Origin of the sequence: Acinetobacter junii CIP 64.5, from assembly GCF_000368765.1 — a bacterium.
Classification (GTDB): domain Bacteria; phylum Pseudomonadota; class Gammaproteobacteria; order Pseudomonadales; family Moraxellaceae; genus Acinetobacter; species Acinetobacter junii.
The window spans coordinates 1,143,604-1,167,277 of the sequence record NZ_KB849655.1 but is presented as its reverse complement, the minus strand read 5'-3'; the positions used below and the strand labels follow the sequence as shown (position 1 = coordinate 1,167,277).

The 23,674-nt window shown below is 39.7% G+C and carries 22 protein-coding genes; 14 read left to right on the top strand and 8 right to left on the bottom strand.

Features of this window, described 5'->3' with window-relative positions; all coding sequences use genetic code 11:
- The first annotated feature begins 71 nt into the window (after positions 1 to 71).
- A complete protein-coding gene (locus tag F948_RS11120; RefSeq protein ID WP_004963845.1) occupies positions 72 to 992 on the top strand; it encodes a LysR family transcriptional regulator in 921 nt (306 codons plus the stop codon).
- Here F948_RS11120 and F948_RS11115 read toward each other — a convergent pair.
- Positions 982 to 1,731 (bottom strand): DUF4850 domain-containing protein, encoded by a 750-nt coding sequence (locus F948_RS11115; protein WP_004963844.1) that lies wholly within the window; start codon positions 1,729 to 1,731, stop codon positions 982 to 984. The genes F948_RS11120 and F948_RS11115 overlap by 11 nt on opposite strands.
- 135 nt (positions 1,732 to 1,866) lie before the next feature.
- Here F948_RS11115 and F948_RS11110 point away from each other — a divergent pair, with 135 nt between their 5' ends.
- The 3 genes from F948_RS11110 (at position 1,867) to F948_RS11100 (ending at position 4,388) form a co-directional block, all read left to right on the top strand.
- The gene (locus F948_RS11110) at positions 1,867 to 2,943 is read left to right on the top strand and encodes a DUF1176 domain-containing protein (RefSeq protein WP_017397437.1); all 1,077 of its coding nucleotides are present in this window, start codon (positions 1,867 to 1,869) and stop codon (positions 2,941 to 2,943) included.
- A gap of 36 nt (positions 2,944 to 2,979) precedes the next feature.
- Positions 2,980 to 3,708, top strand: coding sequence for a hypothetical protein (locus tag F948_RS11105; protein WP_004963837.1), 729 nt, complete (start codon positions 2,980 to 2,982; stop codon positions 3,706 to 3,708).
- Between the two features lie 164 nt (positions 3,709 to 3,872).
- Positions 3,873 to 4,388 (top strand): hypothetical protein, encoded by a 516-nt coding sequence (locus F948_RS11100; RefSeq protein ID WP_004963835.1) that lies wholly within the window; start codon positions 3,873 to 3,875, stop codon positions 4,386 to 4,388.
- A 97-nt stretch (positions 4,389 to 4,485) separates the two neighbouring features.
- Here the strand turns inward: F948_RS11100 and F948_RS11095 are convergent, their stop codons facing one another.
- From F948_RS11095 to gatC, 4 genes are all read right to left on the bottom strand, one after another.
- Positions 4,486 to 6,042, bottom strand: a complete 1,557-nt coding sequence (locus F948_RS11095) for an FRG domain-containing protein (RefSeq protein WP_004963832.1) — start codon at positions 6,040 to 6,042, stop codon at positions 4,486 to 4,488.
- A gap of 75 nt (positions 6,043 to 6,117) precedes the next feature.
- On the bottom strand, positions 6,118 to 7,587 hold the full coding sequence (gene gatB, locus F948_RS11090) for an Asp-tRNA(Asn)/Glu-tRNA(Gln) amidotransferase subunit GatB (protein ID WP_004963829.1): 1,470 nt from the start codon (positions 7,585 to 7,587) through the stop codon (positions 6,118 to 6,120).
- Positions 7,587 to 9,065 (bottom strand): Asp-tRNA(Asn)/Glu-tRNA(Gln) amidotransferase subunit GatA, encoded by a 1,479-nt coding sequence (gene gatA / locus F948_RS11085; RefSeq protein ID WP_004963826.1) that lies wholly within the window; start codon positions 9,063 to 9,065, stop codon positions 7,587 to 7,589. The genes gatB and gatA overlap by 1 nt, the downstream gene beginning before the upstream one ends.
- 53 nt (positions 9,066 to 9,118) lie before the next feature.
- On the bottom strand, positions 9,119 to 9,436 hold the full coding sequence (gene gatC / locus F948_RS11080) for an Asp-tRNA(Asn)/Glu-tRNA(Gln) amidotransferase subunit GatC (RefSeq protein WP_004908649.1): 318 nt from the start codon (positions 9,434 to 9,436) through the stop codon (positions 9,119 to 9,121).
- A 133-nt stretch (positions 9,437 to 9,569) separates the two neighbouring features.
- On the opposite strand from gatC, the gene F948_RS11075 reads away from it, so the two are divergent.
- The 6 genes from F948_RS11075 (at position 9,570) to F948_RS16735 (ending at position 14,327) form a co-directional block, all read left to right on the top strand.
- Positions 9,570 to 10,610 carry a rod shape-determining protein gene (locus F948_RS11075; protein WP_004908648.1) on the top strand — a complete coding sequence of 347 codons (1,041 nt, stop codon included), beginning with the start codon at positions 9,570 to 9,572 and terminating at the stop codon, positions 10,608 to 10,610.
- Positions 10,611 to 10,627: 17 nt separating this feature from the next.
- Positions 10,628 to 11,485 carry a rod shape-determining protein MreC gene (gene mreC, locus F948_RS11070; RefSeq protein ID WP_004908644.1) on the top strand — a complete coding sequence of 286 codons (858 nt, stop codon included), beginning with the start codon at positions 10,628 to 10,630 and terminating at the stop codon, positions 11,483 to 11,485.
- Positions 11,472 to 11,963 carry a rod shape-determining protein MreD gene (mreD, locus tag F948_RS11065; protein WP_004963822.1) on the top strand — a complete coding sequence of 164 codons (492 nt, stop codon included), beginning with the start codon at positions 11,472 to 11,474 and terminating at the stop codon, positions 11,961 to 11,963. The genes mreC and mreD overlap by 14 nt, the downstream gene beginning before the upstream one ends.
- Positions 11,951 to 12,517, top strand: coding sequence for a Maf family nucleotide pyrophosphatase (locus tag F948_RS11060; protein ID WP_004963819.1), 567 nt, complete (start codon positions 11,951 to 11,953; stop codon positions 12,515 to 12,517). Before mreD ends, F948_RS11060 begins: the two co-directional genes overlap by 13 nt.
- 45 nt (positions 12,518 to 12,562) lie before the next feature.
- Positions 12,563 to 14,017: a ribonuclease G gene (rng, locus tag F948_RS11055; RefSeq protein ID WP_004908637.1), complete on the top strand. Its 1,455-nt coding sequence runs from the start codon at positions 12,563 to 12,565 to the stop codon at positions 14,015 to 14,017.
- A gap of 136 nt (positions 14,018 to 14,153) precedes the next feature.
- Entirely contained in the window at positions 14,154 to 14,327 is a 174-nt protein-coding gene (locus F948_RS16735; RefSeq protein ID WP_004775299.1) for a PA1571 family protein, read from the top strand.
- Between the two features lie 34 nt (positions 14,328 to 14,361).
- Here the strand turns inward: F948_RS16735 and F948_RS11050 are convergent, their stop codons facing one another.
- Positions 14,362 to 15,747: a WS/DGAT/MGAT family O-acyltransferase gene (locus F948_RS11050; protein ID WP_004963813.1), complete on the bottom strand. Its 1,386-nt coding sequence runs from the start codon at positions 15,745 to 15,747 to the stop codon at positions 14,362 to 14,364.
- Positions 15,748 to 15,930: 183 nt separating this feature from the next.
- A complete protein-coding gene (locus tag F948_RS11045) occupies positions 15,931 to 16,662 on the bottom strand; it encodes a phosphoadenylyl-sulfate reductase (protein ID WP_004950650.1) in 732 nt (243 codons plus the stop codon).
- Between the two features lie 171 nt (positions 16,663 to 16,833).
- On the opposite strand from F948_RS11045, the gene thrH reads away from it, so the two are divergent.
- Positions 16,834 to 17,451: a bifunctional phosphoserine phosphatase/homoserine phosphotransferase ThrH gene (gene thrH / locus F948_RS11040; protein WP_004963809.1), complete on the top strand. Its 618-nt coding sequence runs from the start codon at positions 16,834 to 16,836 to the stop codon at positions 17,449 to 17,451.
- A gap of 89 nt (positions 17,452 to 17,540) precedes the next feature.
- On the opposite strand, the gene F948_RS11035 is transcribed toward thrH, so the two are convergent.
- Positions 17,541 to 18,827, bottom strand: a complete 1,287-nt coding sequence (locus tag F948_RS11035; protein ID WP_004963805.1) for an OmpP1/FadL family transporter — start codon at positions 18,825 to 18,827, stop codon at positions 17,541 to 17,543.
- 488 nt (positions 18,828 to 19,315) lie between these two features.
- Here F948_RS11035 and kdpA point away from each other — a divergent pair, with 488 nt between their 5' ends.
- From kdpA to kdpC, 3 genes are read left to right on the top strand one after another with little or no spacing between them, the layout of a single operon-like run.
- Positions 19,316 to 21,019: a potassium-transporting ATPase subunit KdpA gene (gene kdpA / locus F948_RS11030; protein WP_004963803.1), complete on the top strand. Its 1,704-nt coding sequence runs from the start codon at positions 19,316 to 19,318 to the stop codon at positions 21,017 to 21,019.
- Between the two features lie 13 nt (positions 21,020 to 21,032).
- The gene (gene kdpB, locus F948_RS11025) at positions 21,033 to 23,042 is read left to right on the top strand and encodes a potassium-transporting ATPase subunit KdpB (RefSeq protein WP_004963801.1); all 2,010 of its coding nucleotides are present in this window, start codon (positions 21,033 to 21,035) and stop codon (positions 23,040 to 23,042) included.
- A 9-nt stretch (positions 23,043 to 23,051) separates the two neighbouring features.
- Positions 23,052 to 23,663 carry a potassium-transporting ATPase subunit KdpC gene (gene kdpC / locus F948_RS11020; RefSeq protein WP_004963798.1) on the top strand — a complete coding sequence of 204 codons (612 nt, stop codon included), beginning with the start codon at positions 23,052 to 23,054 and terminating at the stop codon, positions 23,661 to 23,663.
- Positions 23,664 to 23,674 lie beyond the last annotated feature (11 nt).

The window sequence follows — 23,674 nt, the reverse complement described above, 5'->3', positions numbered from 1 at the left end:
TAGGATGGTGGAATAGTGGTATATTTACAAATGCTATTTTTTACATCATCTATACTTTTAGGGTATGTTTAATGGATATTCATAAGCTCCAAGCATTCGTTGCTGTGGTTGAAGAAAGTAATATTTCAAAAGCCGCTGTTCGTCTGCATATGCAACAACCACCATTAACTCGTTTAATCAAAAGTTTAGAAGAAGAACTCGATACCGCTTTATTAAAACGTTTACCTCGTGGTGTAGAAGTTACAGAAGCAGGAAAGGTCTTATATCAAGAAGCGATTACAATTTTGGCACATGCCCAGTCAATTCCTAAAAGAGTCAGAAATATTGCACAGGGTTTAGAAGGTCAGATCAATATTGGCTTTACCAATTCAGCAGGATTACATCCATTTTTACCTGCGTTGTTACGCCAGTTTCGCGAAGAGTTTCCTACTGTGGCCATTCATTTAGAAGAAGACAGCAGTAGTGCATTAACAGATGCCGTGATCAATGAAAAACTGGATATCGTATTTCTACGCAAGCCAGCACCCATTCATAAAGATGTGCAAAGCCTCCATGTGTTAGATGAACCGCTAATCGTGGCTTTACCAAGCAATCATCCATTGGTAGAAAAAAACGGTGCGATTCGCTTACTTGATCTAGAACCATATGAATTTGTACTTTACCGCCGTTTAGCAGGGCAAGACTTATTCGATAATATTTTGGCAAATTGCTATCAGGCAGGTTTTAGCCCGAATATTGTCCAAGAAGCCCCACGTTTGACGTCAAGTCTCAACCTGATCGCAGCAGGGATTGGGCTTTCAATAGTGCCAGCCTCTATCCAAGACTTTTGGAATAAACAAATTATTTACCGTCCTTTGGAAGCCAAGAAACCTTGTATTGCACCGATCTATGCAATTTATCGAAGGAGAGGCAACAACATTCGTATCGAACATTTTTTACATTTACTCAAAGCGAGCCAAGTATTAAAAAATGCGTCTACTACTAATGCGTAAAGTGATAGAAGTTTAAAATTGGTCCAACCAAATGTTGTTGTGATTTATCCAAAGTGACTTTGATTTCTCTAAAATTAAAATCGCCATCATCAATATATTTGGCTACGCCGTGCGTTTTATAGCTCAAGTTAGGCACTTGATAACTAAAGAAAGCAACTTGTTTAGATGAATGTACGATATTGATTAATTTGTGGTGATCTTGATAGCCACCATATTCGTATTCCAGACTTTGTTTGAGCAAATTCGGAAAATAAAGCGTGGCATAAGGCATACCGCAACCCACACAAACTGAAGAATCATAAAGTTCAATCGCTTGTTTTTGGTTTGGACTCATCAGTAAAGCTGAGCCAGTTCCATTGGCTCCTGCACTTGCCTGAACATCTTGCCAATCTTTAGGAACGAGAATGACACCAAGCTCAGGTAAAGCAACCAGTTTGAGTTGTGATGCATGTTCAGCTTTCAACTTAAAATTAAAATGACAGCTTTTTGCGCTACATGATTTAAAATCTTTTAATAAGCCATCGTCCACAGGGTGAAGTACGGTTACACCATAAAAAGGAACTCGAACACCATTGGCGAAGGAAGCTTCACCGAGAGGATAAATTTGATTTTCTGCGTTACGTTCTTTAGTGGTCTTGGAAAATTGAGGAAAAGTTGCCTTAAAAGTCGTAATTTCAGCATGAATGGCTGATGAGAATAGACTCATTAAAATTGTAGAAAATAAAACTGTTCTTTTCATTTTTAAAATTTGGTCAAATCAACATGGTTTGAATCTTCTATCTTCTGCAATAATATGATTTAACACAAGGGTGCCGTAGCCATTTAAACGCTTTACCTTACTTTATAAAAATACGAGTGATAAAAAATGAATCCGATGAAAAATATACTTTCTGTTTGCTGTTTTGTGGCGCTAAGTTCTCCTGCTTTTGCGCAGGAAATCAAAGGAATTTCATTTTCACATCAGGATTGGGAAATATATTGTACCAATACCGGAACATGCCGAGCAGCAGGCTATTCGGATGAATATAGTCATGAGTCTATAGAGCCAGCATCACTCTTACTGACACGTAAGGCTGGAGCAAAGCAAGCCGTCAGTGCTGAATTTGCGTTAGGTAATTTGGAGCAAGAATCTCTATCTCCAGCTAAACTTAAAAATTTACGTTTTTATGTGAATGGAAAAGATTTAGGGCAAGTGACTGTTGATAGTGCGAACTTCCCAATCATGGGAAAACTCACTGCTGCTCAGGTCAATGCCTTACTGCAGCAAGCCAAACAAAAGACAGATATTGTATTTAAAAATGCCAATGTCCAATGGCGTATCTCTGATACAGGTATGACTGCTGCATTATTGAAAATGGATGATTTTCAAAAGCGAGTCGGTACGGTTGGGGCGCTAATTAAACAAGGCAAAGCTGATGAATCAAAAGTGTTATCTGCTCAACCCAAACTCACATTGAAACAAGTAAAAACCTCAGATCAGCCATATTTAACTTTAGAACCAACACATAAACGTTATGCCGCCATTCACCAAATCTTAATGGCTGCTCAACCATCACCCAAAGAAGATGATTTCTGTAATGGACTTTATGATTACGATTCTGATGGATCGAAACCCCAAGCAATTCAATTCTACAAACTCACAAATCATAAAGTTTTGGCGATGACGATCTGTTGGCGTGGAGCGTATAACGAAGGATATGGTGCTTGGGTGTTAGATGAATCACTCACGGGTAAAGCAACTTTTGTGACGGAACATGCCTCGGATTTTTATGAAGGTATAATTCAGAGTGCTCAGAAAGGTCGTGGCATCGGGGATTGTTGGTCAAGTGATGAGTGGGTATGGGATGGTCAGAAATTTGTACACACTAAAGATATGTGGACAGGCATGTGTAAAGGGCTTGCTGCGGGCGGGGTATGGGAACTAGATAAAATCGAAGCTGTTGTAAAATAAAGCGTTACATCAATAAAAATAGCCTAAGGAAATATCATGCTGAATAATAAAATTCATTTAAGTAGGTTGATTTTAACGGTTTCATTTAGTTGTTTTAGTTCTTCAATTTTTGCTGCGCCATTACAGATATTAGAGCTTAAAAAAGGACAACTCAGTCAGGTTGAGCAGACGCAAATTTGTGAACAACTTAAAGATCTCTGCCAACAGCAAGCGCAATGGCGCAGTTTAAAAACAGTAGATCAAAATCTATGGCTATTGTCAGGAAGTGATATTGCGCAATTTCGTCTATCGACAACTGGACTTAAATTAACCCATCAGTGGCGTATACAATTAGCACCCTCTGAGGAAATGGCACGGACTAGCCAATATATTTTTCCTAAACTATTTCCAATGACTGAAAACCGTTATGCGATTGCTCAGATTGATACCTTTTCAGAAATGTATTCAGGTGGTGGCGCAGGGATTGAGCGTGCTAATTTTTATGAGTTAAAGGATTTAGGGCAGACACATCGCTTTATTGAAAATTATCCTTTTAGTTTTAATCGCATGATTCGTGCGTGTTTCTCTGAGCGGGATTATGAAACTTCAAAAGGTAAATGTCACGATGAAGATAGTTTGAGTCTAGATATTCGTCCGCTTAAGCCGATGTTGTGGCAATTCCGTTATCGTTATAGTTTAGAAGTATCACCAGCATCAGATTCAGGTGAAAAATCATTTAAGGGTAGTCGCAATCTCAATATTGATCTAAACAAAGTACCACAGTAGCCAAATATTCCTGCACATTGGGATTATCAAGGACAAGGTTAAGTTCGGGTTTTACATTTTGCCTAATTTTTTAGGCTTTGAGCTTACGCAATTTACAGCGCCATAACAGATGATTTGTATAGTGCGTGGTACAAAGAGACTGACTGCTTTTTGGAACTTTGCTCATGTCTCCTATTTATACCTCATCTCGCCCTAAATTTTCTCATTTGAGTCGTTCTGTGATCATGGCTGCGGCTGTGTTGGGGACAACGCAAGTAGCTATAGCAGGACCAACAGTTGATCAGCTCAGTGATTGTTTGGTGAAAGCCACGACAGCAGCAGATAAAACCACGGTGTTGCAATGGACGTTTACGGCTTTAGCAGCACACCCTGATTTAAAGGGTTTTAGTAGCGTTACACCTGAGCAAAAGAATCAGTTAGATCAGAAATTGGCGCAGGTGTTACAGCGTGTGATTGTTGAGCAGTGTTCGACACAGACTAAGGCGGTGATTCAGGCTGAGGGGATTCAAGCGGTTGGAGAGGCTTTTCAGCAGTTAGGGCAAAGTGCGGGTGAGGATATTGTGAAAGACCCAGCGGTCAGACAGCAGTTACAAGGGACGTTGCGCTATATCGATTTAAATAAATTGGTCACGACTTTTTTAACACCTGATATATGGAATAAGTTGGGTGTGGCGAGGTAGTTGTATCTTTTTTACGTTTTAATGCTTAATTATACTAACTTTATTCTTATTAAAATTACTAAGACTCTTTGATTTCTAAAGAGCCTTAGTGATAGCTTTATTTTGAATCAGCCTCTCTTTCTAATTTTTCTTTTAAATATTTTGAAGTATTCTCTAAACTTGGATAAATAGTTCGAAAATTTACTTTTAATAAATCTAACTCATTTAGTAAATTATTTTTATCTTTGGATTTAATCTTAATTCTATTAATCTTAAAGATATCATTACCTTCCTCAGGTAATTTGCTATCTAACCCAAAGAGTAGAAATGAACCTGCTTGAGCAATAATTCTATCTTGAGTTAAGCGTCCCTTAACACAGAGTACCTTTTTTAGATCATCTATCTTAATTTTTGGCTCAAAATAAGGTTTTTCTTGTCGAAGAAAATGAATATATCTAGCAAAAGTCAAATTATTATCAAAGTCATTTTGATCTAATTCATCTTTATTAGGTGTATTTACGATACACTCCTCTATAAGTAATCGTAATTCATCTTTTTGTTCTTGGGTAAGTTTTGCTAAATTGGTCAAACAGGAAACAGAATCTGAATCAAAATATTTTATCTCTGATTTTTTGATAGAGAACAAAATGACTTCACCCACAATATCTAGCTCATTACCTTTATCATCTTTTTTAATTTCACAAGCAAAATAGAGAGCAGCTAAAGGATTGCTTGAAATATCTAGTAGTCGAGTAGGGAATGAATAATGTTGCATATGAGTGAGGATATCAAAACATCTACTTTCATTACCAAATGACTTGGGTTCTGTCGTAAGTAAATCCATATATGAATTTCGTTCAGAGTTTAAATAAATTAAACCTTTATCTTTATACTGTCTGAATAAACTAGGTTGTAAGAAGTATCTGTCAGCATTGCTATGACCACGAAAAAATACTTCTCGGGAATCTATTGAACTTGTATCACTTATTTGATTAATGATTTGCATATATTCTGAAAGATTTGAAATATATTGCTCTTGGGGCTCTTGGGGCTTATCAATTTCTAATGTTGCTTGTACTTCAACTCCAACAGATGTTGTAGCTTGAAGGTCAATATATTGAGGTAAAGGTAATTGATCTTGATAATGAGGGAATAAGCTTATATAAGTAGGATTATTGAATTGGTGAAGATGCTGATTGTTATTTAATAAATTAAAAATATCTCCTGTTTTTAATGCCCAGTGATTTCGGTATTCTTCTAATCTTTCAAATTTTAGAGTTTCTTTAATGCTTTTTAGATAGATATCATAATTTTTATATTTTTCTCGAATAGTTTCCCTAGAATCAGTGTCTGTGAACTCAATATCTTCTTTTTGAGTAATATAAATAGCATCTAATTGATTATAATTAATTATTATATTTTGTTCGGTAGCTTGGTAGATAATATTTTTAATTTGTGCTAGGGAAATTTCTTTTTCAAATCTTTCATAAGTAATAAAGGTGGGGTACTTCTTAAGTAAATCTAACTTTTCTTGATTTATTTGCTTGTAAAAGATTCGAATATCTTCATTCGTATATTCTAAAAAGCGATTAGTATCGATAATAATTTGATAACCAGACTCATGTTCTTTGATTTGGTTTTCAGTACTAACTTGTAATATATTAAAGTAACTCATTTTAAATTTAATCTCAAAAAAAACCCCACATAAAGTGAGGTTTTATAACATGAAATCAATAAATTGGCTAATAAGTTAACCAATCAATTTCTTCATTAATTCATTCACTTGAGCTGGGTTAGCTTTACCTTTTGCAGCTTTCATAACTTGACCAACGAGACCGTTAAAGGCTTTTTCTTTACCAGACTTGTACTCTTCAACCATTTTTTCATTGGCTGCAAGTACTTCTTTGATAATCGCTTCAATTGCACCTGTATCAGTTTCTTGTTTTAAGCCTTTCTCAGTAATAATGTCATCTGCAGATTTTCCTTCTGCTTCCCACATAAAGCCAAATACTTGCTTCGCAATTTTGCCGTTAATGGTGTTATCCACGATACGTGCGATCATGCCACCTAATTGCTCAGCAGAAACAGGAGAGTCTGCTAAATCTAGACCTGCTTTGTTTAAAGCACCTGAGAATTCACCCATTACCCAGTTTGCAGACACCTTACCTTGCTTTGCACCACCAGCAGCAGCCACAACTGCTTCGTAAAAGTCCGCCATTTCGCGTGACAGCGTCAATACATGCGCATCGTATTCAGTCACGCCGAAGTCAGCAATAAAACGCTCACGACGAGCAGCAGGCAATTCTGGCAGGGCAGCACGTGCCGCTTCGATTTGCTCATTTGAAATGATCACTGGTAACAAGTCAGGATCAGGGAAGTAGCGATAGTCGTTCGCTTCTTCTTTTGAACGCATTGAGCGAGTTTCCATCTTGTTCGGATCGAACAAACGAGTCTCTTGATCAATCTCGCCGCCGTATTCCAAGATTTCCATTTGGCGTTCAATTTCAACATTGATCGCTTGCTCAATAAAACGGAATGAGTTGAGGTTTTTCAACTCACAGCGTGTGCCAAAAGGTTGACCTGGACGACGCAATGATACGTTACAGTCGGCACGGAATGAACCTTCTGCCATGTTCCCGTCAGAAATACCTAACCAACGCACAAGGGTGTGAATGGCTTTGATATAAGCAACTGCTTCTTCAACCGAACGCATATCAGGTTCAGACACGATTTCAAGTAATGGTGTACCTGCACGGTTTAAGTCAATTCCTGACATCCCTTCGAATTGGTCATGAATTGATTTACCTGCATCTTCTTCAAGATGGGCACGAGTCACACCAATGCGTTTTACAGTGCCATCCTCAAGTTGGATGTCGATATGCCCCAAGCCTACGATTGGGTTGTCCATTTGGCTGATTTGATAGCCTTTTGGAGAATCTGGATAAAAGTAGTTCTTACGTGCAAATACTGATGCTTGATCGATATACGCATCGATCCCCAAGCCAAAGCGAATCGCAAGATCAACGACTTCGGCATTCAATACAGGTAATACACCCGGCATCGCTAAATCAACAAGGCTGGCTTGTGTATTTGGGTCTTGACCAAATTCAGTTGATGAACCAGAGAAGATTTTAGACTTGGTCGCCAACTGCGTGTGGATCTCAATCCCGATAACGACTTCCCAACCGTCAATTAATTTCAACTTTTGAGCTTCAGCCATTATGCATTCTCCTCAGCAATTGCCGCACGTTTGGTATGCCAGTCTGTGTTTTGTTGATATTGATGCACAATCGAAAGCAATTGTGATTCAGACCAATAGTTACCAATTAACTGTAAACCAACAGGTAAGTTGTCTTTATCGAAACCAACAGGAGCATTGATGGCTGGTAAACCCGCCAAGTTCACAGCAAGAGTATAAATATCGCCCAAGTACATTTCAGTTGGACTGAGGTTCGCACCGATTTTGTACGCAGTCGTTGGTGCAGATGGCGCTGCAATCACATCGACATTTTCAAATGCTTTGAGGAAGTCTTGTTGGATTAAACGACGTACTTTCTGTGCTTTCACATAGTAAGCATCGTAGTAACCTGCAGACAGAGCATAAGTACCGATCAAAATACGGCGTTGTACTTCAGCACCAAAACCTTCTGAACGTGAACGTTTGTAGAGGTCTAAAATGTCTTTTGGATTTTCACAACGGTAGCCATAACGAACACCATCGTAACGTGACAAGTTTGATGACGCTTCCGCAGGTGCGATCAAATAGTAAGTCGGAACGTAGGCTTCAGTCATATTGAGATCAATCTCAACCAAAGTTGCACCCATTTCCTCAAGCTTTTTCAATGACTCTTCAACGCGGGCTTTCACGTCTGCATCCAAACCAGCGACATTGAAGTATTGCTTTGGAATACCGATGCGTAAACCTTTCACCGCTGTACCATTTAGGTTAGCAACGTAGTCATCGACTTCTTTGTCTACAGAAGTTGAGTCTTTAGCATCATGACCAGCAATCACATTCATCAAATATGCACAGTCTTCTGCTGAGCGTGCCATTGGGCCACCTTGATCCAATGATGATGCATACGCAATCATACCAAAGCGAGATACACGGCCATAAGTCGGTTTTAAACCAGTTAAGCCGCAGAATGAAGCAGGTTGGCGAATAGAACCACCTGTATCAGTACCCGTCGCAATAGGCGCTAAATCGGCTGCCACAGCTGCTGCAGAACCGCCTGATGAACCACCTGGAACATGATCTAATGCCCAAGGGTTACCTGTCGCACCAAAGTACGAGCTTTCAGACGTTGAACCCATAGCGAATTCATCCATATTCACCTTACCTAAAGTCACAAGACCTGCAGCCTTAGCTTTAGCAACCACAGTTGCGTCATAAGGTGAAATGAAGTTATCGAGCATTTTTGAACCCGCAGTGGTTTTGATCCCTTGAGTACAAAAAATATCTTTATGAGCAAGTGGAATGCCTGCGAGTGCATGTGCATGACCTGCTTTCAAGGCAGCATCTGCGGCATCCGCTTCTGCTAAGGCTTGTTCTGCTGTAACCGTCACATAACTCTTTACTTTTGCGTCAATTTTGGCAATACGTTTTAAATAATGTTCAGTCAATTCACGTGACGAAAATTGGGCTTGTTTTAAGCCTTCAGAGAGTTCACGGATGGATAAGCGATGTAAATCTGTCATATGAAAAATTTCTTTACATTCTAAATATAAAATATGAGTTAATTGAATAGAAATTATTCAATTACGCGAGGGACAAGGTATAGACCTGCTTCTGTAGCAGGGGCTACAGCCTGATATTCATCACGATGATTCGTTTCGGTGACCACATCGGCACGTAAAGGCTGAGGATTGTCAAATGGGCTCTTTAAAGGCTCAACATTATCGGTATTAATGCCTTTTAAGCTTTCCATCATACCAAGGATTTTATTTAAACTTTCAGCATATTCAGTAGATTGCGAGTCGCTTAGTGATAAGCGAGCAAGGTGCGCGATTGCTGAAACGGTCTGTGCATTTAAGTCCGTTGTCTGCTGAGCATCAGATGATGTAGACATAACTTTACCTAATTCAGTATCAAAAAATTGCAAAATATCGTGCGTTATAATAAGCGATTGACTTGTTCAAAGCATCACATTTCGTTAAAGTTGCCACCTTGCATCCATACAAAGTTTAATTGAGAACGCCCCCGTGATTCTAAAACGACTAATTGGCCTGTTTTCGCCGGATTTAGCCATTGATTTAGGTACTGCAAATACACTTATTTATGCACCAGGCCGTGGCATTATATTAAATGAACCAACTGTGGTGGCAATTCGCCATAGCGGTTCGCAAAAAATTGTTGCTGCTGTTGGTCTTGATGCTAAACAAATGTTAGGTCGTACACCAGCGAATATATCAGCAATTCGTCCTATGAAAGACGGTGTAATTGCTGATTTCGAAGTAACTGAAACCATGTTGAATCAGTTCATCGGCAAAGTACATGAAAAGCGTTTGTTCCCACCTGCGCCACGTGTTGTGGTGTGTGTGCCATGCAAATCAACTTTGGTTGAGCGTCGTGCGATCCGTGAAGCAGTATTTAATGCTGGTGCTCGCGATGTACGTTTGATCGAAGAGCCAATGGCGGCAGCGATCGGTGCAGGTATGCCAGTTGAGCAAGCATGTGGTTCGATGGTTGTAGATGTAGGTGGTGGTACCACTGAAATCGCAATTATCTCGCTACAAGGTTGCGTCTACGCAGATTCACTTCGTATTGGTGGCGATGTATTTGATGAACAAATCATTAATTATGTTCGTAAAGCACATGGTTGCGTGATTGGGGAAACAACGGCTGAAGTCATCAAGAAAGAAGTCGGCATGGCTGTAACAGATGGCAAAACACTTGAAATCGAAGTACGTGGTCGTAACTTGGCTGAAGGTGTACCTCGTGCTATCACTGTAACTTCTGATGAAATTACCCAAGCGATTGCTGATCCATTACAAAGCATTGTAAGTGCAGTTAAATCAGCTCTTGAACAGACACCTCCTGAACTTTCTTCGGATATCGCAGAGCGTGGTATCGTGTTGACTGGTGGTGGTGCATTGCTTCGCAACTTAGACAAGCTTCTTGCTCAAGAAACTGGTCTTCCTGTTGTTGTTGCAGAAGATCCTTTAACTTGCGTGACACGTGGTGGCGGTAAAGTTTTAGAATTCTTTGATAATCCAAACCATGACATGCTTTTTGTTGGCTAAATCATAAGGACTAGGTGGTGCAACCGAATCTTTTTTCAAGACAACCGCCATCTTTTCGCTCATTTGTCATTGCGGTAATTACATGCTTGGTTGTGCTGTTCTTTGACTGGCGCATGCCTTATGTGATTCAACCTGCAAGGGATGTCTTGTATGCCGCGTATAATCCAATTTATGCGCTGGCAAGCTATCCTGTACTGTCGAGAGAATGGCTTAACCAACAAACCAAATCAGAAGCCCAATTGCGACGTGAAAACACCGCAATGCAAGCTGAACTTTTACAAGCTCAAGTTCGATTACAGAAACTTTCTGAACTCTCTGCGGAAAATAACCGTTTAAGAGGGCTTTTGGATACGCCATTAATTATTGATGGGCGTATGCAGATCGCAGAAGTGATTGGAACAGATGCTGATCCATTACGTCACATTATTATTATCAACCGTGGTTCTGTTGATCATCTAAAAGTTGGACAAACAGTTTTGGATGATAAAGGGATTATGGGGCAGTTGGTTGATGTCTATCCGCATAGTTCACGCGTCATGTTGCTTTCTGATAAGGAACATTCATTGTCTGTTCGCTTAGAGCGTACGGGGATGCGAGCGATCGTTTCTGGTAAAGGCGATTTAGGGCAACTCAAAATGGATTATGTCCCAACCAGTGCCAATATTAAAATCGGGGATAAGGTCTTTAGTTCAGGTTTAGGTGAACACTTTCCTGCAGGTTATTTAGTTGGAACAGTGTCTAAAGTGAGTCGGCATACATCGGGTGAATTCGCTGAGATTGGGGTTCAACCAGCAGCACAATTGGCCAGTGGTCATCACGTCGTGATTCTGTTTTCAGAGTCTTTAGCGAAGGAGCAACCTTATGCCGATCGCTAGACTAAATTATGAGAAACGTAAAGATCCTCTTTGGATGATCATTATTTCGATTTTGATTGGTTCAGTACTGCTCATCTATCCAATTTCATATGAAGCAGCGGGTTGGCGCCCGCCAATCATGATGATGATCATGTTGTTTTGGATTCTTTATCAGCCTGTATGGTGTGGAGTGTGGTTTGCGTTTGCAATGGGGATTTTTACTGATCTATTGCTCGATGCACCACTGGGATTGAACGCACTTAGTTTTGTGTTCATTACGTTTGGAACACGTTATTTTATTCGCGAAAGACGTATTCTCACTTTTGGCAATTCATGGGTAATTGCGATACTTGCGATTATCGCGCATTTGTTGTTTTTATGGATTAGTCAGACTATTTCAGGTACTCATTTCTCAATTGCTCGTCATTGGCAACCTATTTTGACGACAACTTTGACATGGCCTGTTGTATATTACTGTTTACATAAATGGCGAATATAATTCTTGCGTCAAGCTCGCCTCGACGGCAGGAGCTGTTAACACAACTGGGCTTGGACTTTAAGGTTCATAGTCCTGATGTGGATGAGACGGTTTATCCTGATGAAAGCGTTAAGTGTTATGTTGAACGCTTGGCTCGTGAAAAAGCCCAAGCTGTTTTAACTCTGTATCCTGATGCAATTGTGATCGCTGCTGATACCAGTTTGAGTTTTGCAGGTAAAATTATTGGTAAGCCTGATTCAAAACAGCATGCTTTTGAGATTTGGACTCAGTTATCAGGTCAATGGCATGACGTATATTCAGGCATATGTGTTGCATCTCGATCTAAAATGTTAAGTGATGTGGTACGTACTCAGGTTGAGTTTATGCAGCTTAGCTCAAGCGCAATGGAAGCGTATTGGGACACGGGTGAACCTATAGGTAAAGCAGGGGCATATGCTATTCAAGGTATTGCTGCGCGATTTATTCCTCAAATAAGAGGAAGTTATAGCAATGTTGTGGGTTTGCCTTTACATGAGACAGCACAGTTATTAGAAAGCGTTAAGGCATTTGGCTAATACACTTTCGGGTATAAGAATTTTTATAAAAGTTTTGAGTTGGTTATGGCAGAAGAATTGCTGATTAATGTTACGCCGATGGAATGTCGTGTAGCTTTAATTGAAAACGGTACAGTAAACGAGTTATTTGTCGAACGTACTGTGAAACGTGGTCTCGTGGGGAATATCTATAAAGGTAAAGTTGTGCGTGTGTTACCAGGCATGCAAGCTGCTTTTGTGGATATTGGTTTATCTCGTACAGCATTTCTACATATCAACGACATGGTTTGGCCGCGTTCACAGCCTACGCCAAATGTTTTCGAGCTATTGCATCCTGGACAGACTCTTACTGTTCAAGTAATGAAAGATATGTTGGGGACTAAAGGCGCGCGCCTGAGCACTGATCTTTCAATACCTTCTCGTTATTTGGTTTTGATGCCATATGGGAATCATATTGGTGTATCGCAACGTATTGAACAAGAAGAAGAGCGTGATCGTTTACGCGGTATTATTGAGCATATTCAGACTGAACATAAACTACCTGGTAGCGTGATTGTACGAACTGCAGCTGAAGGCGTGGATGAAGCTTCGATTGCTCAAGATATGTGTTATCTGAGTAAATTATGGGAATTTATTCAACGCAAACAAAAAGAAGTTTCTACACCAGAGCTGATATTCGAAGAACTACCTCTACCTCAACGTATTGTTCGTGATTTAGCTAGCGATGAAACTGCCAAGATATATGTCGATTCACGGGAAATTCATGGCAAATTGAGTGAATTTGTCCATGAGTTTGTGCCTTCTATTGAAAACCGCTTAATCCATTATCCTGGTGAAAAACCGTTATTTGATTTATATAACGTTGAAGAAGACATCCAAAAAGCATTACAGACGCGCGTCGCATTGAAGTCTGGTGGTTATTTGATGATTGACCAGACGGAAGCGATGACCACGATCGATGTAAATACTGGGTCGTATGTGGGTGGTCGTAGTTTAGAAGACACTGTATTTAAAACCAATATGGAAGCAACACAGGTAATCGCACGCCAACTTCGTTTGCGTAATCTGGGTGGTATCATCATTATTGATTTTATTGACATGCAAGAAGCCGAGCATCGTGCCGAAGTCATGCGACAGTTTGAGAAAATGCTAGAGCGCGACCATGCTAAAACCAAAATTACTCAGGTTTCTGAGCTTGGTTTGGTTGAAATGACGCGTAAAAGAACACGCGAGTCTTTAGAACATTTGCTTTGTGAATCCTGCCCAACTTGTCAGGGGCGTGGATATGTGAAAACAGCAGAGACAGTGTGTTACGAAATATTTCGAGAAATTCTGCGCTATGCACGTGCTTTTGATTCGAAGAGTGGCTTTACTGTTGTTGCGCATCCAGCAGTAATTGACCGACTTTTAACAGCAGAAGCCCCAGCCGTCGCGGATTTAGAGCATTTTGTGAACCGCGTCATAAAATTCCAAGTTGAAAATTTATATACGCAAGAGCAATACGATATCATTTTAAGCTAAAGTTGTAACAAGATTTCGCTTAATCCTTGTTACAACTGAAATTTTACTTTCTATCACGAATTTTAAATACTAGAACCATAAGATTAGCCATAGGCATCTTCGGATGTCTTAGCCAACAATAATGAGGTCTATAATTATGAATGTAAGTGAAAGATTAGTGAACCACGGTTTTAAACATGTTTTGGACAGTAACCCAGTTAATACATGTTACATGGTGGATAGCCAAGGTAAAGAAGTGCAGATCACAACTGCGATGATTCGATCAGCCTGCCATCAGCTTTTACAGCGTTGCAGAACGATTAAAAAATAAGGGGCAATTTAAAGCCCCTTAATTTTTTTCAGGTTTATCCTTCAGCTGCCTGTTTAGGCAAACTCAAAATTGCAGCTTCAAAGCGTTGAATTTCATCTTCTAAATGCGTGAGTAGATTTTGCATTTTTGGTAACGCATTACGACAAGCGGTCAACCCTACTTCTAATTTATCTAAATAACTGGTCATTGTGATATTTAACGCCTGACCATCCATCACAATTGATGCTGGATAAAGTGCATCAAGTTTCGCTCCATTCCAATACAATGGTTCACGTGGACCAGGTACATTGGAAATCACAAGGTTAAATGCTTGGCGTTTTGGCAACATACCCGAAACAATATTGAGTCCTGCAGGACCATATACCAGTGCACTATAATTCAAAATTTCATTAGCAGTCATACGGCTAAAACGTTGTTTAGAGTTTTGCACGCTACGACGAATGATTTGTAGACGCTCGATTGGATCTTCAATGTGTGTAGCTAGGTTTGCCAAAATCATGGTGATGCGGTTACTTATATCAGAATCATCTGTACGCAGTGAGGCAGGAACCATTGCGATAAGCGGTTTCTTCGGTAAGCTTTCATGGCTAATCAGATATTCACGTAAAGCTCCAGCACAGACTGCTAATACTACGTCATTGATCGTCACACCCAATGATTTAGCAATATTACGGAAACGATCAAGCTCAAAAGATTGAGCTGCAAAACGACGTGAAGAACTGACACGTTGGTTTAAAATCGAAGGTGGTGCTTGGAATGTTGAAACGTAATCTGGATTTTTACCAATTTCTTTGAAGATGGTTTGTGAAAGCTCTTGCATGACTTTCGGCGTTACTTCAAGTTGTGACTTGATACCATCCATAATGCCTTTAATTTTACTAACAGATGGTGGTTTTGGTGCTTTTAAACGTTTTGCACGTTTACCCTCAACACACCACAAAGGCACTACATGCTTTTCATTTGGATCTTTAGATAATGATTTTTCAATTAGACGCATACCCGCTACGCCATCGACCATCGCATGGTGGATTTTGAAATACATTGCAAAGCGATTGCCTTCAATGCCTTCAATAATATCACATGTCCAAAGTGGCTTAGCGCGATCAATCAATGAGCTATGCTGTTGTGAAATATAAACTAGTAATTCACGAATACGGCCAGGGTTGGGTAGGGCGATATGGCGGAAATGGTGGTCAATATCAAACTCTGGATCTTCTCCCCAAAAAAGACCATTGAGCTGATTATTGAACGGTGGCACAGGAATGCTTTTGGATTGACGAATATCTTGAACTAAGTCATGTACAAAAGTGGGTGACGCATTTTCTGGAATCTCAAATAGAAAAAGACCGCCAACATGCATTGGCTGTTGTCGTTTTTCTAGAGATAGAAAAATGAAATCAATAGGGTGTAATGGGCGCATAGCAGATATAGCCTCTCATTGCATTTTTTCTAAGATACTCTTGGAGCTCTTAATTAGAATTATTGAACCGCCAAACTAAGTATATACGGTTTGTTCTGGTTAAAATATGACTTTGTACACAGTAGTCAATAAAAATAAAACCACTGATGAATCAGTGGTTTTAGTTATTAATCTCGTGATTTTTTATTTTTTAAGATTGCCAGCATGAAGCCCGCATTCTTTGTGGGTCGCTTCTTCCCACCACCAACGACCTTCACGTTCGTGTTGGTTCGGGAGAACTGCGCGTGTGCATGGCTCACAACCGATGGAAATAAAACCACGTTCATGTAGTGGGTTGTATGGAATTTCCATCATGCGGATATAACTCCACACATCGGCACTTGACCAGTTTGCAAGTGGGTTATATTTGATAAGTTGTTTACCTTCACCTGAGAACCCAACGTCAGCTTGAACTACAGGTACATCACTACGTGTCGGGCTTTGATCTTTACGCTGCCCTGTAATCCAACCATCTAAAGTCGCTAATTTTTTGCGTAGAGGTTGTACCTTGCGTACACCGCAGCATTCTTGATGACCATCTTCAAAAAAACTAAATAGCCCTTTTTCATTGACCAATTGTTGCACTGCAGCAGATTCGGGAAAACAAATTTCAATATTGATATTATAGTGTTTACGGACTGTTTCGATGAATTGGTAGGTCTCTGCGTGCAAACGGCCCGTATCTAAACTGAAAACACGAAAAGGTTTGCCAATTCGAGATGCGATGTCAATGAGAACCACATCTTCTGCACCTGAAAATGAAATAGCAATTTCACCTTCTTGACTCAAGGCTAATTCTAAAATTTCTCTTGGTGATTTATCTGCATATTCAGCAGCGAGCGCATCTACATGGTCAATAGTCGGAATAACAGTCATGAATGTTCCTGGCGATAGGCTTGGGCACAATTGTAAATCATTATAAGCAAAACCGTTTGCTTGCTTTCGACTTTAATCTTGCAGAATAAAATCGTTTTCTTCAACAACAGCGCAAAAGTGAAAATGTTAATGGTATGATACAGCAATTTTTAACCAACATTGGAAGCATTCATGGAAATCGTATGCCTAGATCTTGAAGGGGTGTTAGTTCCGGAAATCTGGATTAATTTTGCAAAAAAAACAGGGATTAAAGAGCTCGAGGCGACCACACGTGATATTCCAGATTACGATGTCTTAATGACTCAACGTTTAAACATCCTAAGAGAGCACGGTTTAGGATTAAATGATATTCAAGAAGTGATCGCAGACATGGGACCTTTTGAAGGTGCAAAAGAGTTCGTTGAATGGGTACGCACACACTTTCAATTGATTATTCTGTCAGATACATTCTATGAGTTTGCACATCCATTGATGAAGCAGTTAGGTTGGCCGACAATTTTCTGTCATAAGCTTGAGACAGATGAAAATGGCATGATTACGGCTTATAAATTACGTCAACCTGATCAAAAGCGTCAGGCAGTAAAAGCATTACATGGTTTGAATTTCCGTGTGATTGCAGCTGGTGATTCTTATAATGATACGACAATGCTGGGCGAAGCTGATCACGGTTTCCTGTTCGATGCACCAGCAAATGTGATTGCTGAATTCCCGCAATTTCCACCACTTCATGGTTATGAAGCATTGAAACAGGCGATTCGTTCTGTATCACAACGTAATATCCCTGAATAATCGATTTCCCTCAACTATCTTTTGAATATGTTGTGGAAAATTAAAAGATAAAAGGCGCTTAAATAGCGCCTTTTATCTTGAATAAATAATTAAAACTTATAACCAATTTTCATACCATAAGCGATGGCATCATTATTCTCAAATTCAGCAACATAATTCGGTGTATTAAACTGAGAGCCTGATTGTGCTTTGGCATCACCCAACCAAAAATATTTTACCCCACCAGCAATAAAGTAGTTGGGAGCAGGGCTATATTGGATACCTAAACCAACATTCCAATATCCTTCTGTTGGTCCTAATGTGGTCACAGGGTTACCTGCACCTGAGTCCCAACCTACAGAGACGTTACCAGCCCAATGTTCATTAAGCTTACGTCCAACACCAGTAGTTACTGACCATTGATCATCAGTATAAGCTACGAGATCAAAACCATCTTTTTTCCCAGTTGATGCCACAACAGCTGCTTGTGTTGATGCCACACCGAATTTATAAGGGCGTACAGCGAAGTCTTTCCAGTTCACCCAGCGTACGTTTGCGAATGCAACAGTATCCGCCATGATCCCTGTTTGTAAATCAAGGTTAACAGATTGAGGTGTTGTAATATCTGTTTCTTTGGCTGGAATTGCATTTAAGCCAGCAAATAATCCAAGAGAGCTAAAACTTTCTTTTGCATCAGTTGAGTGTTTAATTTCAGAACGATAGGTTACAGATGCTTTTAATGCAATTTCTGGAATTTGATATGCAGCACCAGCTAACCAACCGATATCTCCAGTTTCTTTGATATCTGCGTTATATCCACCGAAAGTTGCAGAACCACCGTAAGCAGTACCACGGAGTTGAATATTACCTTTTAAAGTTTGGTAGACTGGACCAGCATAAAAGTTTAAATTTTTATTTGGTTGAAAACCAAGAATCATAGAAAGGTTCTGAGTTTCAACTTCTACAGAAGTTCCTTGAGTGCCATTATGAAATGCACCTTGTCCTTGAAGTGCAGCAGCGGCACCAGGAAGCGCAGCAGGTAATTTTGCTGTATCAGTTGAATAGGTTGCTTTTGCTCCAAATGGTTGATCATAAATCAAACCAAATGAAAGTTGGTCAGCAAGTTGTAATTTTAGTGCTGCATGAGCAAACTGATAAGAATCAGCCATTTCACCAACACTAGTATTGGAGAGTAATGGTAGCGCAGCATTCGGGTAATTGGCTTTAGTTGTTCCTGAAACATCTGCATCTAGAACCGAAAGACCAGCTTCAAAATAGTTACCTGGTTGGAAAAAAGCAGACATTGACTGACCTGAACGATCCAGTGCTGCTGCAAAAGCTCCAGTTGCAGGTAGCGTCGCTAAGACCATGGCAGTGCTAAGATATTTTAATTTCATTTTAAATCTTTCCTTGAATTTCAAGATTTTTTAAGTAAAGAAGCTATGATTGGCACGCCAAACTGATTATTAAATGTATTTGGCTATAACTTCATGTAACAAAAATACCATAATTAGAATAAGAGTAAATGTTCTAAATGAACTATCCAGTACGAATGATTGCATGAAAATGGATAAAAAAATGCTATAAATAATTATATACATATGTGTTTTTATTGATAATATGATGAAATATATAAAATATTAGTTTGAATTTTCGTACTCAAATAATTGCATTTTTGCAAAAAAAATTTTTATTAGGTCAAAGATTTTTTGTAAAAAATTAGATTCTATCTACATAATTTGTCATATATGTGCAATTTCTCTGATCAAATAATTTTTCATATAAATTTTACAGAAAATTTACGCGGTTCACTTTTTCTAACATAGAGAATTTACGCAGTCAATTTCCATACTAGTGCTGACTTATTTTTTAAATGGCATGTGCTATGTGGGAATTTATTTCCGTATTTATCCTTGCATTGATTTTAGCCTATCCATTAGGACGCTATCTTGCAGATGTGATGCAAGCTCAACCAATGAAAAGCGATCGTTTCTTTAAATGGATCGAACAACCAATTTATTCCATTTTGAACGTGAAACAAGTGGGTATGAATTGGCGACAATATCTTGCTGCATTTATCCTCAGTAATCTTTTGTTGTTGGGTATAAGTATAGCGATCTTGATGACGCAAGCTTGGTTACCGTTGAATCCAGATCGTATTCCAAATATGAATTGGGATTTAGCAGTACACACAACGATTTCATTTCTAACCAATACCAATCAGCAGCATTATTCAGGACAAGCTCAATTGTCTTATCTGTCGCAAATGACAGTGATTGTTGGTTTGCAATATTTATCTCCAATTATGGGTTTGGCTTTACTAACAGCCATGTTAAGAGCTTTATTTTTACAGCCCAAAGATCAAGCTTTGGAAAATATTGAACCCAAAAATGCGTCACAAATTAATCTTGGAAATTATTGGATGGATATGATCCGACCACTGTTCCGATTCTTTATTCCTTTGGGTTTAGTTTTTTCTCTATTACTGACTTTTCAAGGTGTGCCATCAACACTTTCTGCTGGTCCAACTGCGCAAGTTTTAGATCGAAGTACTGAAGTTCAGACCCAGCATATTCCTCTTGGACCTGTTGCACCAATGGTGGCGATCAAGCAATTAGGCAGTAATGGTGGTGGTTGGTATGGTCCAAACAGTAGTGTCCCTTTAGAAAATCCAACGCCATTATCCAATGTGCTGGAGATGCTTGCGATCTTACTGATCCCAATGTCGGTTGTATTTATGCTTGGTCGCTTTGTCCAACGCAAAAAATTAATGTGGATGATTTTGGGCACAATGTTGTTGATGTCATTGGTTTCCACTGTATTCACATTATGGGCTGAAAAATCATCTTTAATCCCACATACGGCGTTAATGGAAGGTAAAGAAGTCCGTTTTGGAGCTGAAGCCTCTGCATTGTGGGGAAGTTTAACCACACAGGTGAATAATGGTTCGGTCAATATGATGCATGACTCAGCTTCACCATTAACGGGTTTGGTTGAGTTATCCAATATGCTAATCAATGCCATTTGGGGTGGGATTGGTTGTGGTTTATTACAGTTCTTTATCTATCTATTTTTAGCCGTATTTATCGCGGGTTTGATGACAGGTCGCACGCCCGAATTATTTGGACGAAAAATTGAAGTCACTGAAATTAAGTTATTGGCATTGGTCATTCTTATACAACCTGTGGTGATTCTTGGTTTGACTGCAATCGCCATCGCTTTCCCATCTTTAACAGGAAATTCAAACCCTGCATCGCATGGTATTAGCCAAGTCTTTTATGAATATGTTTCTGCATTTGCCAATAATGGTTCTGGTTTTGAAGGCTTAGCCGACAACACTGTATGGTGGAATCTAAGTACCAGTGTTGCGTTATTAGCAGGTCGTTATAGCGTGTTGATCATTCCAGTTTTAATTGCAGTCAGCCTAGCAACCAAACCTAAAGCAGATGAGACCAAGGGTTCTTTACAGATTGAGTCGCCTACATTTGCGCTGACTTTAATCGGAATTGTGCTGATTTTAACGCTATTGCAATTTATGCCAGTGTTGGTGATTGGACCAATTGCTGATTATTTATCTTTAAAGATCTAGTGGAGCAAGTACCATGAATCACTCAAATGCGACACAAATGGATATTTTGAATAAAGAAATTATTCAGCAAACCTTTTATAAATTATTACCACAGCATGCCTTTAAAAATCCTGTGATGGCATGTGTATGGATTGGAACTGTGTTGACCATCGTGGCAACGTTAATGGGTAGCACCAGTTTTGGATTTGGTATTTTACTGAGCTTGATCTTACTGGTAACCGTTTTGTTTGCCAATTACGCCGAAGCAGTAGCAGAAGCCAAAGGACGTGGACAGGCATCTTCTTTACGCCAAGCTCGTGAAAACTTAACGGCAAATAAAATTGCTGATCTAAATGCTACTCCAATGGTGATTTCTGCAAATTTATTAAAAAAAGATGATTTGGTGATCATCAAAGCTGGTGAAATCGTGCCTGCAGATGGTGAAATCATTCAAGGTTTTGCCACCATTAATGAGTCGGCGGTGACAGGTGAGTCTGCACCTGTCTTACGTGAAGCCAATACAGATCGGTCAGGTGTGATTGGTGGTACCAAAGTTTTATCAGATCAAATTATTGTTCGTGTCAGTAATGAGGCAGGCAATAGTTTCTTAGATCGCATGATTGCTTTGGTTGAAGGTGCAAATCGTCAAAAAACACCGAATGAAATTGCGCTGAGTATCTTACTCAATATCATGACCATTACTTTTATCGTTGTGGTTGCCACATTACCATTTATTGGCTCTATGGTGGGAATCAAAATCAGTCTAGTGATGTTGATTGCATTATTGGTCTGTCTCATTCCAACAACAATTGGTGGTTTGTTGCCTGCGATTGGGATTGCAGGGATGAACAGAGCCTTAAAAGCCAATGTGTTGGCGAAGTCAGGTAAAGCGGTTGAGGTTGCAGGTGATATTGATGTATTGCTGTTGGATAAAACAGGCACGATCACCTATGGTGATCGCCAAGCAACCGCTTTTTACCCATTGGTAGGTGTGAGCCCAAGTGAATTACGCCAAGCAGCAATGCTCACGTCTTTTGCCGACCCAACGCCTGAAGGTAAATCTGTCGTGAGTTTAGCTAAAGAAATGGGTGAAAGTATCCGTGAACCTAAAGACGCAGAATTTATTCAGTTTAGCGCTTCAACACGGTTATCTGGTGTTGATTTAGCGACAGGGCAAAAGATTCGCAAAGGCGCAGTGGATGCGATTCTAAAATTTACCCAGCAAGAGATTAAAGACAATATTGAGCTGAAAACCCGTGTAGAACAAGTCGCGTCAAAAGGCGCAACACCATTGGTTGTTGCATCGAATCATACAATTTTAGGTGTGATTGAACTTTCAGATGTGATTAAACAAGGGATTAAAGAGCGCTTTGCATTGTTACGAGAAATGGGGATTAAAACCATTATGGTAACAGGGGATAATCCTTTGACCGCAGCTGCAATAGCCGCTGAAGCAGGTGTAGATGATTATATTGCTGAAGCTCGACCAGAAGATAAGTTAGCCTGTATTCGTAAAGAGCAAGCCGCAGGAAAATTAGTCGCGATGGTCGGTGATGGAACCAATGATGCACCCGCTTTGGCACAAGCAGATATTGGTTTAGCCATGAACTCAGGCACGCAAGCTGCAAAAGAAGCTGGAAATATGGTCGATCTAGATTCTGATCCAACCAAATTGCTTGATGTTGTAGAAATTGGTAAGCAGCAGTTGATTACCCGTGGTGCTTTAACAACATTTTCTTTAGCAAATGATGTGTCTAAATACTTTGTGATTTTACCTGCATTGTTCGCCGTTGCGATTCCTCAGCTTGATGTCTTGAATATTTTACAGTTGAGTAGTCCAAGTAGTGCGGTGATTTCTGCATTGATTTTTAATGCACTGATCATTCCGATGTTGATTCCTTTAGCGCTGAAAGGGGTGCAATTTAAACCTGCCAGTGCCTTACAGCTATTGCGTCGTAATATGCTGATCTATGGCGTAGGGGGTGTAGTTTTTCCGTTTATTGCGATCAAATTGATTGACCTTGTTGTGTCGTTGTGGATTTAGGAGTACATCATGAATACATTAGAAAATCTTCCCTTATCTACTGAAGCACAATCCATTTTTCGATCTAGTCTAGGTTTAGTGCTGGTTGGGTTCTTGATCGCAGGCGTATTGTATTGCAGTGTGAGTGTATCTTTGGCTCAATTGTTATTTCCAAAACAGGCCAATGGTAGTGTCATCGAGTTAAATGGAAAAATTGTCGGGTCAAGCTTGGTGGGACAGAACTTTGTGAGTGAACAATATTTCCATAGTCGTCCGAGTGCTGTGAATTATAATGTGGATGGCATGGCTGGAAGTAACTTGGCTGTATCTAATCCTGAATTGCAAAAGCAAATTAAAGAAAGAACCTTGCAGTTTGCTCAAAACAATCAAATCCTTGAGCAACAAGTACCACCAGAGATGATCACTGCATCGGGTAGCGGGATTGATCCAGATATTTCACCTGAAAGTGCACTATTACAGGTGAAACGTGTGGCACAGCAACGTGCTTTACCCGAGCAGAAAGTGAGAGATTTGGTGCAACAACAAATTCAACCTGTTCAATTGGGCTTGTACGGGCAGGCACGAGTCAATGTGCTTCAGCTCAACATCGCTTTAGATCAATTGTCATCAACTTCACGTTGATAGAGCTGAGC